This is a genomic window from Cellulomonas sp. URHD0024 (assembly GCF_000426185.1).
In the GTDB taxonomy this organism is placed as follows: domain Bacteria; phylum Actinomycetota; class Actinomycetes; order Actinomycetales; family Cellulomonadaceae; genus Cellulomonas.
This window is the reverse complement of record NZ_AUEW01000007.1, coordinates 45,242-58,405: the sequence shown is the minus strand read 5'-3', so window position 1 is coordinate 58,405 and position 13,164 is coordinate 45,242. Positions and strand designations below refer to the sequence as shown.

The following is a 13,164-nucleotide window of genomic DNA, read 5'->3' as shown; positions in this document are numbered from 1 at the left end:
GACCCTCCGTACCTGCCGTGGTCAGAGCCGCGCGAGGACCGCACCGCCGTGCACCGCGAGCACCTGACCGGTGGTCCAACCCGCGTCCGGCGACGCCAGGTACGCGACGGCCGCAGCGACCTCGTCCACCGTCCCCGGCCGCCCCGCCGGGATGCGGGAGACGCGACGACGTCGTTCGTCGTCGTCGAGACGCCCTTCCCAGAACTCGGTGTCCGGCACGAAACCCGGTGCGACCGCGTTCACGGTGATCCCGTCGGCGGCGACGGCGCCGGCCGTCCCGGTCACCCAGGAGTTGATCGCCGCCTTCGCAGCGCCGTACGAGCCCGCACCTCGCAGGGCGGCCACCGAGCTCATCGCGACGATCCGACCACCCGGCCGGGACATCACCGGCAGGAGCGCCTCGCCGAGGAGCACCGTCGTCAGCACGTTGAGCCGGAACTCGTCGGTCCAGATCCGCGCGGTCGCCGCCAGGCCGTCCCCCTCACGCGTCAGCGAGCCGCCCGCGTTGAGCACGAGAACGTCAACCGCACCGAGCCGGTCCGCGAGCCGGTCCGCGAGCCCCTCGACCTCGGCCGGTTCCTGCAGATCCGCGACCTCGATGCCCATCGACCCCGCCGACGCCCGCTCGAGGACGTCCCTGCGCCGCCCGACGATCGTCACCTCGTCGCCGTCTGCCACCAACCGTCGCGCCACGGCGAGCCCGATCCCGGTGCCGCCGCCCGTCACCACCGCACGTCTCATACGACGAGCCTCACCCGCGATGCGTCAGCTCGCGATCTGAATGAGGTTCCCGCAGGTGTCGTCGAAGACCGCGATCGTGACCGGGCCGGCCGGCGTGGGATCGGTGACGAACCGCACCCCGGCGGCCGACAACCGCTCGAACTCGGCCTGCACGTCGTCGACCCCGAACATCGTGAACGGGATGCCGTCCTCGAACAGCGCGGCCTTGAACGCCTGCGAGGCCGGATGCCCGGCCGGTTCCAGCAACAGCTCGACGCCGTCGGGCGCGGCCGGCGACACGACCGTCAACCAGCGGGCCTCGCCGAGCGGGATGTCGTGCTTCGTCGTGAATCCCAGGACGCCCGTGTAGAAGTCCTGCGCCTTCTGCTGGTCGTCCACGTACACGCTGGTCACGGTGATGCGGAGCATGGGTTCCTCCTTCGACCGTGCCATTCTGTCGAATTTCCGGGGTCTCGCCCGTCATCCCGCCGACGGGGCACAGTAGAGAGGCCCCACACGACCGGAGGAGACCGCGATGACCGCAACGTGGATGGTGCTGCTGTACGGGGACGAGAAGTTCTGGACGTCGGCGTCGGCGGAGGTCGTCGACCGGGTCATGCGCGAGCACCGCGCCTACGCCGCCGCCTGTGCCGAGCAGGGCTACACGATGATCGGCGGCGAGCAGCTCGGGTTCTCGTCCACGGCGATCACCGCACGACGGTCCGAAGGCGGGCCGGTCGAGGTCACCGACGGCCCGTTCAGCGAGACAGCCGAGTACCTGGGCGGGTACTACGTGTTCCAGACCGACGACCCCAAGGGCCTCGCCGAGCTCACCGGGGAGATGCTCATCACGGACACCGGTGGCGGCGCCGAGCTCCGACCGGTCATCCAGGTCGACGGCCAGCGACCCGCAGCAGCTCTCTGACATGGTCGTCGTGTCGAGTCCCGGTGCTCTCGGCCGTCATGTGGTCATCGTCGTCTCCCGGAAGGAATCGTCATGACCGAGTACATGGTGCTGCTGCACAGGTCCGAAGCGCGCGACGCGACGCTCTCGGCCGCCGAGTTCGCGCAGGCGCGGGCTGCACACGACGCGTTCCAGACGTTCTGCGCAGCCAACGGCTGGCCCATCAGCAGCAGCGCGCCGCTCGCCTCGGCCGCCCGCGCGCGTTCCCTGCGCCCGGACGGTCGGGGCGGGCTCGCCGTCACCGACGGGCCCTACAGCGAGATCGCCGAGCAGGTGGGCGGCTACTACATGGTGACCGCGCCGTCGCTGGACGCCCTCACCGAGGCCGTCGGTCGTCTCGTCCTGAACGGTGAGCACGTGGAGATCCGCGCTTCGGACCGCGAGTCGTTCCAGTGAGGTTCGTCGTGCTGGCGTTCGGGTCGTCGCTGCCGTCGGGGGTGTCGCTCGCGCCCCCTGAGACCGGCACGCTGGTCGTGGACAGCGCCGTGCACTCCTCGGGTTTCGACGGGGACGCGTCGGCACTGTCGGGGTTCGCCCTGGTCGACGCCGCGTCGCTCGACGAGGTGCTCGACCGGCTGCCGTCCGAGGGGACCTTCGAGGTGCGGCCGGCGGAGGTCACGTGACGGATCGCCCCTCCCTGCCGGGCGACGGGCCGGGCACGTCCGCGGTCTCCAGCTCCTCCGGTGCCGATCGGTCCGGCGGCCCGCCGGCCGGCCTCCGATCGTCGGCTGGCCCCGGTTCTTCGTCGGACCACCGCGATGCGGCCGGTGGCTCGACGGAGGCCGACCGCGCGCTCGCCGACGCCTGGCACACGTCGTGGTCGCGGCTCATCGGGCTCCTGATCGGGCAGTACGCGCGGCCGGACCTCGCCGAGGATGCGCTCTCGGACGCGTTCGAGGCCGCCGCGCGGCACTGGCCTGTCGACGGTGTGCCGACGAACACCGGCGCGTGGCTGCTCACCGCAGCCCGCCGCCGCGTCCTCGACCGCCTCCGTTCCGAGGCGGTCCACCGCCGGAAGGAACCGTTGATGGTCGTCGACGACGAGATGCGCGCAGCCGCCGCGGCCGTCGTCGACCCTGGAGCACACGTCGCCGACGAACAGCTCCGGCTGATCTTCGCTTGCTGCCACCCCGCGATCGCCCCCGACGACCGCGTCGCCCTGACGCTCCGGTTCGTCGTCGGCCTGACGACGACCGAGATCGCCCGGCTGCTGCTGGTCCAGGAGACCACCATGGCCGCCCGCCTGACCCGCGCCAAGAAGCGGCTCGCCTCGTCCGGCATCCCCTTCGCGACCCCACCCGCGGCGCACCTCGCCGAGCGCCTCGACGTCGTCGCAACGGTCGTCTACCTGGCCTTCACCTCGGGCTACCACCCGGGCGAGGGCTCCGTCGTGCTGCGCGTCGACCTCGGCGACGAGGCGATCCGGCTCCTGCGCGTCCTCGACTCGCTCCTCCCCGCCCGGCCCGTGATCCGCGCGCTGCTGGCCCTCCTTCTGCTCCAGCACTCCCGCAGGGACACCCGCCTGGCCCCCGACGGCACGCTGGTCCTCCTCCCCGACCAGGACCGCTCCCGCTGGCACCGCACCGAGATCGCCGAGGGCGTCGCCCTGCTCGGGTCCCTCGCGCCTGCTCGCCCCCTTACGGCGCCCGTCACCGGCCACGGACGAGCCATCCCCCAAGCGCCCCACGGATCCCTGCCGGCCGGCCGCCCAGGACCCGCCGACCCGTCGACCGCCTCCGTCGTCACCCGCCTCGCGGAGGAGTACCGCCTCCAGGCCCTCATCGCCGCCGAGCACGCCACCGCCCCGACCGCCGCCGACACCCGCTGGGACGTCATCGCCACCCGCTACCTCGAGCTCGAGCGCCTGACGGGCTCGCCGGTGGTCCGGCTGGCGCGAGCGGTCGCGGTGGCCGAGGTCGCGGGCCCGTCGGCGGGCTTGCTGCTGCTCGACGGCCTGGAGGACCAGCTCCCTCGACACCACCGGGTCCCCGCGGTCCGCGCCGAGCTCCTGTCCCGCGCCGGCGACCGGACCGCCGCGGCGACCGCCTACAAGGAAGCCCTGACCTTGGTCACCAACCCCACAGAACGCGCCCACCTTGAGTCGCGCCTGTCAGCACTGACCCAGGACGCCGTCTGACGGCGACGCCCGTTCCCGCCGAGTTCGTGCGCATGAGCCGAGTTCGACTGTTCCAACGCACGAAGTCACGTCGAACGCACGAACTCGGCGAGCCGACCAGGGCCCCGGCCTGGCCGGCCGTCTCCGACTCCTCGTTGCAGCGCGCCCTTTTGGTGGCGGCTGGGCTGCATCGTGCGTTCATGGGGAGACGATCGACCGACGGCGCACGACCAGAACCGCCGACCCTTCCGCCTGTCTGGCTCGCGCGTGACCATCGGTCTGCGACGGTCAGGTCCCGCCAGGCTTCAGGTCTGTGGGAACGCGTGGGCCGTGGGGTGTACGTGCCTGCGGCGCCGGCGAGCTCGCCAGACCGTCGTCGGGAGCTGGCGCTCGCGCGGATCAAGGGTCTGGACGAACGGCTCACGGCACCGCACTGGTTCAGCCATCAGTCGGCGGCGCTCGTCTGGGGACTGCCACTGTGGTCCCTGCCGACGACGACGCACGTGCTTCGCGAGCACCGAAGGAGTGGACGCAGGAACGCACAGGTGACGCCCCACTTCGGGGTACCGGCAGACGACGAGCGGACCGTCGTCAACGGCGTCCCGGTCACGACGCTCGAGCGAACCGTCGTCGACTGCGCCTGCCTGCTCGGTCCCTTGCCGGGGCTGGTGGTCGCCGATGGCGCGGTTCGGCGCGGCGCCGATCCGGCCGTCCTGCGACGCCTTCTGTCCGAGCGCGCGGGACGACGCGGGATCGCGAGCGCCAGAGCGGTCGTCGAGCTGGCCGACGAGGGGGCCGAGTCCCCCGGCGAAACTGCCACGCGGTTCGTCGTGACGCGGGATGGTCTACCCCCGCCGCAGACGCAGGTGCCGATCTCCACGCACCTGGGCATGTTCTGGGCGGACATGGGCTGGGCCGAGTGGCGGCTGCTCCTGGAGTACGACGGCCGGGGGAAGTATGCCGAGCGAGCGACCGACGAGTTCATCAAGGAGAAGCGCCGGCACGACGCCATACAGGAGGCCGGCTGGCGGTCCGTGCGCGTGACGAAGGAAGACCTCCGCGGAACTGCATTGACGTCCCGGCTGCGCCCGTTCCTCCCTCCGACCGTCGCCGCCTCGCTCCGACCACGCGCTGACCTGCTCGGCTGACCACCGAGTTCGTGCGTTCGAGTCGAGTGCGACCGCTGGACCGCACGAAGTCGGCTCGAACGCACGAACTCGGCGCCGGCCGACCCGGCCGACCGGCCGACCCGGTCGACGCCGTCGCAGCTCAGCCCAGGGCCAGCAGGACGATCAGGGTCAGGTTCAGGGTGACGACCAGAGCGACCACCAGGAGGAGGGTCGCGTGCAGGCGCAGGCCGTTGCGGTACACGCCCATGACCGCACGGGAACGGGTCAGTCGGACCAGGGGGATGACCGCGAACGGGATGCCGAACGAGAGGATGACCTGCGAGATCACCAGCGTCCAGGTCGGGTCGGCGCCGAAGGCCAGCAAGGCCAACGCAGGGATGAGGGTGACCGAGCGGCGCAGGACCAGGGGCACGCGCCGGCGCAGGAGGCCCTCCATGATCGTCGCACCCGCGTAGGCACCCACCGAGGTCGAGGCGAGGCCCGACGCGAGAAGACCGATCGCGAACGCGATGCCGATGCCGACGCCGAGGGCCGCGACGATGGCGTCGTAGGCGCCGGGGATCGAGTCCGTGCCGGCTGCACCGCGGAGGCCCGACGCGGCCAGGAGCAGGAGCCCGATGTTGACGACGCCCGCGATCGCCAGCGCGAAGCCGACGTCCCAGCGGGTGGCCCGCAGCAGTCGCGGAATGTCGTACCGGACCTCGGCGCCGACCGACGGCGCACCACGAGCCGGCAGCTCGACCTCCGGCGAGCCCGAGGGCACGGACGAGCGCGAGAGCAAGGGCAGCAGCGCCCCCAAGGGCGAGCGCGTCGACGAGGGCGACGGAGAGAGCGCGGTTGCGACCGACGACGACGACCCGGTTGAAAGCGATGAGGACGACCCAGCTGAGACCGACGACGAGAGTGCGGAGTCGGTGGGCGCGGAGCCGTGGCGGTCGCGGGCGAGGGCGGAGTGCACGTAGATCGCGTGCGGCATGACGGTCGCGCCGAGCATCGACGCGGCGAGCAGCACGGACCCGGGACCGTCGAAACGGGGGACCAGACCCGACAGGACACCGCGCGCGTCCGGCGGTACGACGAACAGGCCAGCCAGGAACCCGACGGAGATGATCGCCAGCAGCCCGACGATCACCAGCTCGAACCGTGACTGCCCGTACCGGTTCTGCACCAGCAGCAGCGCCAGCGAGACGATGCCGACGATCAACCCCCCGAGCGGTAGCGGGAGCCCGAACAGCAGGTTCAGGGCGATGGCGCCGCCGACGACCTCGGCGATGTCGGTGGCCGCGGCGACGAGCTCGGCCTGCGCCCAGAAGGCGAGCCGCGGGCCTCGTCGTAGACGCTGCCCCAGGAGCCCGGGGAGTGACTGCCCCGTGACCAGGCCGAGCTTGGCGGACTGGTACTGGACCAGCACAGCCATGGCGTTGGCGACGACGAGCACCCACAGCAGCAGGTAGCCGTAGCGCGCGCCCGCGGTCAGGTTGGCGGCGACGTTACCTGGGTCGACGTAGGCGATCGCGGCGACGAACGCGGGTCCGAGCAGGAAGGCGAGCCGTCGGCGCGGCGCCCGGGCGGGTGCCACGTCGACGTCGACCGCGGTACTGCTTCGCATCTGGACTCCCGCAAGTTCGGCTCTCCGAACTTATTCTACCGGAGACGCGGATTCCATTCCCGTCGCCGCCGACCAACTCACGGTTCCGCAGGTGCACGCGGTGCGGCAGGACAGCTGACCGCCGGGGGCGTCGGGACGTCCGCGGTCGTCGGGGTCATAGGACACACGAGCGCGGACGTTGCGCAGGTGAAATGGGTCGACCGCGGGCGTCGGCGGCGGGAGGGTGGACGGCATGACGACGTGGTCGATCCGCGAGCTCCCGCTCTTCGCCAGCATCGACGACCCGGGGGCGTGGCTCCTGCAGGGGTTCGTCCACGTGTCCAACGCGACGCTCCTGGACAGCTGGGGCAACCACGACCTCGACCGCACGGCGCAAGAGATCCTCGGCTCGCTGCACGATCAGCGCTACGTCCGCAAGGTGAGGCTGGTCGCGGTGCAGGACGGCGGGCACGGTGCTGGCAGTGCGCACGGTGTGCACGGTGCCCAGGGCGGCGACAGAGCCGACGGCGGCGCCAGCGCCGACAGCGGCCACAGGGGCGCCAGCGGCGGCAGCGCCGACGGCGATCCGGCGCAGGTCGTCGGGTACGCGGCCGTGAACCTGCCGCTCGAGGACAACACGCACACGGCGCGCGTCGAGATCGGCGTCCACCCCGACAGTCGACGCCAGGGCATCGGGTCGGCGCTGCACGAGGCCGCGATCAGGATCGCGGCCGGCGCTGGTCGCACCACGATCCAGGCGTCGACCGACCAGCGGGCAGAACCTCCGGCGGGCCCGGACACGCTCGCGCCGTCGACGGGCGAGGGGCGCGTCCTCGCCACGGACGACGCCACCCGCTTCGCGACGAAGCATGGGTACGAGCTCGGCCAGGTGGCCCGGTACTCGGTCGTCGACCTCCCCGTCGACCGGGACCGCGTGGAGGACCTCCGACGAGACGCTGCGGAGCACGCGGGGCCGGACTACCGCCTGGTCTCCTGGGCGGACCACTGCCCCGACGAGTGGCTCGACGGCTACGCCTACCTGGCCTCACGCATGAGCACGGACAGTCCACTGGGTGACCTCGAGCTCGACGAGGAGGTGTGGGACGGCGACCGGATCCGCTCCACCGAGAGGCAGCTCCAGGAGCGAGGGCTGGGCATCCTGGTGATGGCTGCCGAGCAGGTCTCGACGCACACGCTCGTCGCGTTCACCGAGCTCATCACGGTGCCGCACGTGCGGGAGTACGTGCACCAGAACGACACGCTCGTCGTCAAGGAGCACCGCGGGCACCGGCTCGGGATGCTCGTGAAGGCCGCCAACCTCCAACGGCTCGCGGCCGAGCGGCCGGCCGTCCGGCGCGTCGGCACGTGGAACGCCGAGGAGAACGCCTACATGCTCGCCATCAACGTCACCCTGGGCTTCCGCCCGGCGGGCGGGTCGGGCGAGTGGCAGCTCAAGCTGTAGCCACGCCGAACCGCGCGGCACCTCGCAGGCTCCACGACGAGCGCACCGGCGGCCCACCCAGCCCAGACAGCACGCGGCAGGTCACGCAGGCTCCACGACGAGCACGCAGCTGCCGCAGGATTCAGAACGAGGCCGCGGCAGCTCATGCCGTCGTCGCGACGAGGCTCGCGCGGTACTGCTGCGGGCTGACCTGGTGCTCGCGCTTGAACGCGGTGCTGAACGCGAACGGTGTGCCGTACCCCACCCGCCGGGCGACGGACGCGACGGTGGCTCCGGGCTCCGCAAGAAGGTCGGCGGCCAGCGACATCCGCCAGCCCGTCAGGTAGGACATGGGCGGTTCGCCGACCAGGGCCGTGAACCGCCGCGCGAACGCGGCCCTGGACAGGCCGGTCGTCGCACCAAGGCCCTCGACCGTCCACGCGGCGGCGGGCTGCTCCTGCATGAGCACGAGGGCCTGACCGACGACGGGGTCGGCTGAGGCTCGGTACCAGCCGGCGCCGTCGGAGGAGGCGGACCCCGAGGAGGCGAACCACCACCGCAGCACCGCGATCAGGACGAGGTCCAGGATGCGGTCGAGCACGGCGGCCTGCCCGGGTTCGTCGCGCGAGATCTGGGCGGACAGGTAGTCGATCAGGGCGCTCGGCACGTGCTCCCGAGGGGCGACCACGATCTGCGGCAACCCGGCGAGCACGCGCCGACCGACCATGCTCTGCGACTCGTAGGTCCCGTCGAGCAGCAGAGTGCTTCCGTCGCGCGCGTTGCCCCAGGTGCGCACGCCCACGTCGGTCATCGCCGGGGTGTCCGGGCCGGCCAGCGGGATGCAGACCTGACCCGGCTCGATGCGGACCTGGGGGGTCGTGCCGATCTCGTCGGCAACGGTGTAGTGCTCAGGACCGCGCACGACCGCCACGTCACCGGCGCGCAGCAGCACCGGCGCACCGCCGGACGGGACGATGTACGCCTGCCCCCGGACCAGGGCGACGACCGACAGCGGCGCTTCGTCCGCTATCCGCATGGCCCAGGGCGGTTCGAGCGAGCAGCGCAGGACGAACGCACCGCGTGCGCTGGGCCCGGCGAGCACGGAGGCGAGGGGATCCATCCCACCACCGTAGACGCTGACGTATGCGAGAGAGCGCATCAACTATTGAAGCGCTCGGCAAGGAACGTTCAGATGGACCCATGACAACCTTCATCGCCGGTGGCACCGGCAAGACCGGTCGCCGCGTCGCAGTCCGTCTCCACGCCCGTGGGATCACCACGAGAATCGGTTCCAGAACCGGCACACCGCCGTTCGACTGGGACCGACCCGAGACGTGGGAGGCCGCCCTGGGCGAGGCCGACCGCGCCTACGTCGCCTACGCCCCTGACGTCGCCGTACCGAACGCCCCGGACCAGCTGTCCGGCTTCGGCAAGGCGGCCCGGCACCTCCACGCCATCACCCTGCTCTCCGGCCGTGGCGAGCCGCAGGCCAAGCAAGCCGAGGACGCCCTCCGGGACACCGCCCCCCACGCCACGGTCCTGCGCGCGAGCTGGTTCGCGCAGAACTTCTCCGAAGGGCTGTTCCTCGACGCGGTCCGGCAGGGACGCCTCGCGCTGCCCGTGGGCGACACCCCCGAGCCGTTCCTGGACGCCGACGACCTGGCCGACGCGGCCGTGGCGACCCTCACCGAGCCGAACCACGAAGGCGCGTCCTACCAGCTGACCGGCCCCCGTCTGCTGAGCTTCGCCGACGCCGTGCAGGAGATCGCCGAAGCGGTCGGACGCGAGGTCCGCTTCGAGAGCGTGTCCGAGGCCGCGATGCTCGACGGCGGCCCGCCGGACGAGATCGACCTGGTCCTCATGCTCTTCCGCGAGCTGTTCGACGGTCGCAACGCGCATCTCGACACGGGCGTCCAGCAGCTGCTCGGCCGCGAGCCACGCGACTTCCGGACGTTCGCACAGGCCAACGAGGAGGCGTGGCGATGAGGCTCGCCACCGCCCTGGGGTGCGCGGTCAACGGCGGCATCTTCTTCGCGTTCTCGTCGTTCGTCATGCCCGCGATCAACACGCTCGGCCCGGAGAAGGCCACCGCCGCCATGAACGCGATGAACGTCGCTGCCGTCCGGCCCGCGTTCATGACGGTCCTCTTCGGGACCGCGGCACTCACGGTCGCGACGGGCGTCATCGGTGTCCGCCAGCGGGACCCGCTGCTGATCGCCGGCTCGGCCGCGTTCCTGGTGGGCGCGATCGGCACGACGATCGGCGTCAACGTGCCGCTCAACGACGCACTTGCCGCGGGCACCACGACCTGGGCGGACTTCTACCAGCGCTGGATGGTCGCCAACCACGTCCGGGCGCTGTCCGGGATCGCGGCCGCCGCACTCGTCGGAGCAGCGGCGGTCAGGTCCTGACGGACCGGGGCATGGCGGCGGTCCACCACTTGCCCCACCGGTCCTCGACCTCGGCGAACGTGCCCTCGTCGAGACCGTAGGTGGACAGGATCGCGTTCACCCTGCCGTTCGGCGGGGCGGCGGCGGCCGGGATCTCCATGATGACGAAGTAGATCGCGCTGATCCCGTGCAGCCGCAGGCCGAACTGCAGGGGGGTCATGTAGTCGATCGTGCCGCCGAGCAGCGTCCCGTCAGGGCGACGAGCCTGCACGTGGCCGCCGACCGGGATGCTGCGGATGCCCGCGATCCCCGCGTTGTCGAGGAGCCGGTCGCCGGGGGTGCCCGCGTCCAGGCCGAACGTCGAGAGCGTCCGCCGCTCCTCGCCGGGGTGCACCGTGACCGCGAACGCCAGCTGGTGCACGAACGCGATCCAGCCCTCGTCGACCTCGTCGCGGATGCCGTCGAACGTCGAGACGCCCTGGTGGCTGCGGCGCGTCACCGTCAGGCGCGTGTGACCGGGCAGCGACACGCGGGATCGCGCGGTCAGGACGTCGAGGTGCGGCCAGGTCAGCGTGTGGATCGTCGAGTCGCCGACGACGTCATGCGACTCGACCGGCTCGACGTCGAACACCGAGCGGATCTGGTCGTCCAGACCGTCGTAGTCCCAGCCGAACCAGCGGTGCACCAGCCGCGGCTCGCGCACGTACGGCCACAGGGTCGCGAGCGGAACGGGGATATCGACCGACACGACCTCACGCAGCTCCAGCGTCATCGCTGCTCACCTCGCCCTCTCCTACCGACGTTAGTCACGCACCACCGGGCACGCTCGTCGACGACGCCGCTAGGGTCGAGCATGCCGATTGCGGCACACCTTTGGCCGACCGAGGGAGCACTACATGTCCGAACCGGCCACGGCCGCGACGGCTCACCTGACGGTGCGCGGCGCCATCGTGCTCGGCGTGGGGGCGATGGTCGGCGCGGGGATCTTCGCGCTGCTCGGCCAGGCGGGCGCGGTGGCCGGTTCAGCGGTGTGGATCTCGTTCCTGCTCGCCGGGGTGATGTCGACGGCGCTCGGCTACACGCTGGTGAAGTTCGCGATCCGCTGGCCGTCGTCCGGCGGCATCATCGTGTACCTGTCGCACGGCTTCCGCAGCCGTCGGCTCGTCGCGGTCGCCGCGTGGCTGGGATACCTCACCGCGATCGTCGTCGTGGGCGCCATGGTCGCCGCGTCCTTCGGCGACTACGCCGCGGAGCTCATCGCAGACGGACCCGCCGGCGGCTGGCTCTCGAAGCTGTGCGCGGTGGTGCTCGTCGCGTTCGGGACGTGGTTGACCATCGCCGGGCCGCGTCTCGTCGACCGCGTGCAGTCGGTGATCGTCGGCCTGCTGCTCGTCGTGTTCGCCGTCTTCATCATCGGCACGTTCACCCAGGTCGACCTCTCGCTGCTCGCGCCGAGCACGTACCCGGGCGTCGACGACATCATCGCCAGCATCGCCTTGACGTTCTTCGCGTTCCTCGGCTTCGCGGTCATCTCCTTCGTGGGCGACGACCTCCCACACCCGCGACGTCAGATGCCCGTCGCCCTGTACGCCGCCCTGGCGATCACGACCGTGCTGTACGTGCTGGTGGCGGTCTGCGTGTTCGGCACGCTCCCGGTCGACGAGGTCGTGGCGGCCGGACCGCGGGCGCTCGCCGTGGCCGCCGAACCGACGCTGGGACAGGCGGGCTACGCGATGATGACGGTCGCCGCACTGCTGGCGACCTCGTCCAGCGTGACCGCGGTCCTCTACAGCTCCCGCGCACTGACCGCGACGCTGGCGGACTCGGGGACGTTCCCGCCGGCGTTCGGGTCCCGGACGCGGCTGGGCAGCCACGGAGGGCTGCTCATCACCGCGCTCCTGATGATCCTCTTCGTCACCGTCCTCAGCCTCGGCGCGCTCGCGTCGGTCGGCAGCGCGGTGTCCCTCGCCGTGTTCCTGCTCGTCGCCATCGCCGCCTTCCGGCTGCGCTCCGAGCTGCGCGCCTCGACGCTCTTGACGGCGGCGGCAGTCACGATCGCCGGTGTCGTGCTGGCGTGGTTCGTCGTCGACCTGTTCCACCACCAGCGGCGTTCGTTCTGGTTCATGGTCGCGTTGGTCGCGCTGGCCTTCGTCGTCGACGAGGTGTGGACGAGGCGACGGAAGTCGGCCGCAGCAGCCCAGGAGGCCGGCACCACCTAGGCTCCGGTCCGACGCGCGCGCGCCGAAGCGTGGGATGCTCCGTGCCGTGGCTGATCACTACCGAGAGGTCGAGCTGAACGGTCCGGACCTCGCAGAGTTTCTCCGCCTGCTGGCGACGACGCGCCCGCGCGCGAACACCCATGTCCGCCGCTTCCGTTGGACAGGCGACCGCCAGGACTGGTTCCGCACCGGGACGAGCCTCGAGACGTTCGAGGCCTTCCGGGAGCTCTTCGGCTCGGCGGCGGCCCGCACGGCCATGCCGGACGTGCTCGACCCGTTCCCGTTCCCCATCGGAACGCCCCCGAAGTTCGCGGCGGTCCCCGGTGGAGCGTTGCGTCTGGACGGCGACCTCGCGGCCCTGCTCGTGCTGGGCGGCGCCTACAGACGATTCCCGGGCCCGCAGCGCACGGCGAAGGCGAAGGCGGTCGCGGCCGTGCACGACCTCGTCCACGACCACTTCGAGGACTTCTCCGTCTACTCCAGCGACGAGGCGTGGTCGCCGTGGTTCGCCGACGCCGGGTTGGACCAGACGTGGCTGCTGGTGGACCAGCGCCACGCCGCAGTGACGGTCATCTGCACGACCGACTCGGACTGAC

The 13,164-nt window shown here is 71.7% G+C and carries 15 protein-coding genes; 10 read left to right on the top strand and 5 right to left on the bottom strand.

Translation table 11 applies throughout. The features are described 5' to 3' along the window. Positions 1 to 21 precede the first annotated feature (21 nt). Complete coding sequence (locus I847_RS0107935) at positions 22 to 741, bottom strand: SDR family NAD(P)-dependent oxidoreductase (protein WP_034609556.1); 720 nt, start codon at positions 739 to 741, stop codon at positions 22 to 24. A 24-nt stretch (positions 742 to 765) separates the two neighbouring features. Beyond that, positions 766 to 1,149: a VOC family protein gene (locus tag I847_RS0107930; RefSeq protein ID WP_028049275.1), complete on the bottom strand. Its 384-nt coding sequence runs from the start codon at positions 1,147 to 1,149 to the stop codon at positions 766 to 768. A 106-nt stretch (positions 1,150 to 1,255) separates the two neighbouring features. On the opposite strand from I847_RS0107930, the gene I847_RS0107925 reads away from it, so the two are divergent. From I847_RS0107925 to I847_RS22545, 5 genes are all read left to right on the top strand, one after another. Beyond that, on the top strand, positions 1,256 to 1,645 hold the full coding sequence (locus tag I847_RS0107925) for a YciI family protein (protein WP_028049274.1): 390 nt from the start codon (positions 1,256 to 1,258) through the stop codon (positions 1,643 to 1,645). Between the two features lie 72 nt (positions 1,646 to 1,717). Further along, positions 1,718 to 2,080 carry a YciI family protein gene (locus I847_RS22555; protein ID WP_051274585.1) on the top strand — a complete coding sequence of 121 codons (363 nt, stop codon included), beginning with the start codon at positions 1,718 to 1,720 and terminating at the stop codon, positions 2,078 to 2,080. After that, positions 2,077 to 2,307: a hypothetical protein gene (locus I847_RS0107915; protein ID WP_028049273.1), complete on the top strand. Its 231-nt coding sequence runs from the start codon at positions 2,077 to 2,079 to the stop codon at positions 2,305 to 2,307. Before I847_RS22555 ends, I847_RS0107915 begins: the two co-directional genes overlap by 4 nt. Beyond that, entirely contained in the window at positions 2,304 to 3,821 is a 1,518-nt protein-coding gene (locus I847_RS22550; protein ID WP_231384137.1) for an RNA polymerase sigma factor, read from the top strand. Before I847_RS0107915 ends, I847_RS22550 begins: the two co-directional genes overlap by 4 nt. A gap of 302 nt (positions 3,822 to 4,123) precedes the next feature. Continuing rightward, positions 4,124 to 4,948 (top strand): hypothetical protein, encoded by an 825-nt coding sequence (locus I847_RS22545; RefSeq protein WP_155856059.1) that lies wholly within the window; start codon positions 4,124 to 4,126, stop codon positions 4,946 to 4,948. Between the two features lie 121 nt (positions 4,949 to 5,069). On the opposite strand, the gene I847_RS0107900 is transcribed toward I847_RS22545, so the two are convergent. Continuing rightward, positions 5,070 to 6,539, bottom strand: a complete 1,470-nt coding sequence (locus I847_RS0107900) for an Nramp family divalent metal transporter (RefSeq protein ID WP_051274583.1) — start codon at positions 6,537 to 6,539, stop codon at positions 5,070 to 5,072. 232 nt (positions 6,540 to 6,771) lie between these two features. On the opposite strand from I847_RS0107900, the gene I847_RS0107895 reads away from it, so the two are divergent. Beyond that, complete coding sequence (locus I847_RS0107895) at positions 6,772 to 7,980, top strand: GNAT family N-acetyltransferase (RefSeq protein WP_028049271.1); 1,209 nt, start codon at positions 6,772 to 6,774, stop codon at positions 7,978 to 7,980. A 142-nt stretch (positions 7,981 to 8,122) separates the two neighbouring features. Here the strand turns inward: I847_RS0107895 and I847_RS0107890 are convergent, their stop codons facing one another. Beyond that, a complete protein-coding gene (locus I847_RS0107890; RefSeq protein WP_028049270.1) occupies positions 8,123 to 9,079 on the bottom strand; it encodes an AraC family transcriptional regulator in 957 nt (318 codons plus the stop codon). A gap of 80 nt (positions 9,080 to 9,159) precedes the next feature. Here I847_RS0107890 and I847_RS0107885 point away from each other — a divergent pair, with 80 nt between their 5' ends. Together I847_RS0107885 and I847_RS22540 are read left to right on the top strand one after the other, a co-directional pair. After that, positions 9,160 to 9,945, top strand: coding sequence for a hypothetical protein (locus I847_RS0107885; RefSeq protein WP_034609553.1), 786 nt, complete (start codon positions 9,160 to 9,162; stop codon positions 9,943 to 9,945). Continuing rightward, positions 9,942 to 10,370: a DUF1772 domain-containing protein gene (locus I847_RS22540; protein ID WP_034609597.1), complete on the top strand. Its 429-nt coding sequence runs from the start codon at positions 9,942 to 9,944 to the stop codon at positions 10,368 to 10,370. The genes I847_RS0107885 and I847_RS22540 overlap by 4 nt, the downstream gene beginning before the upstream one ends. On the opposite strand, the gene I847_RS0107875 is transcribed toward I847_RS22540, so the two are convergent. Beyond that, a complete protein-coding gene (locus tag I847_RS0107875; RefSeq protein WP_028049268.1) occupies positions 10,360 to 11,121 on the bottom strand; it encodes a hypothetical protein in 762 nt (253 codons plus the stop codon). The genes I847_RS22540 and I847_RS0107875 overlap by 11 nt on opposite strands. 124 nt (positions 11,122 to 11,245) lie before the next feature. On the opposite strand from I847_RS0107875, the gene I847_RS0107870 reads away from it, so the two are divergent. Together I847_RS0107870 and I847_RS0107865 are read left to right on the top strand one after the other, a co-directional pair. After that, positions 11,246 to 12,568 (top strand): APC family permease, encoded by a 1,323-nt coding sequence (locus I847_RS0107870; protein ID WP_028049267.1) that lies wholly within the window; start codon positions 11,246 to 11,248, stop codon positions 12,566 to 12,568. Positions 12,569 to 12,614: 46 nt separating this feature from the next. Next, complete coding sequence (locus I847_RS0107865) at positions 12,615 to 13,163, top strand: hypothetical protein (RefSeq protein ID WP_155856058.1); 549 nt, start codon at positions 12,615 to 12,617, stop codon at positions 13,161 to 13,163. Position 13,164: the final 1 nt, after the last annotated feature.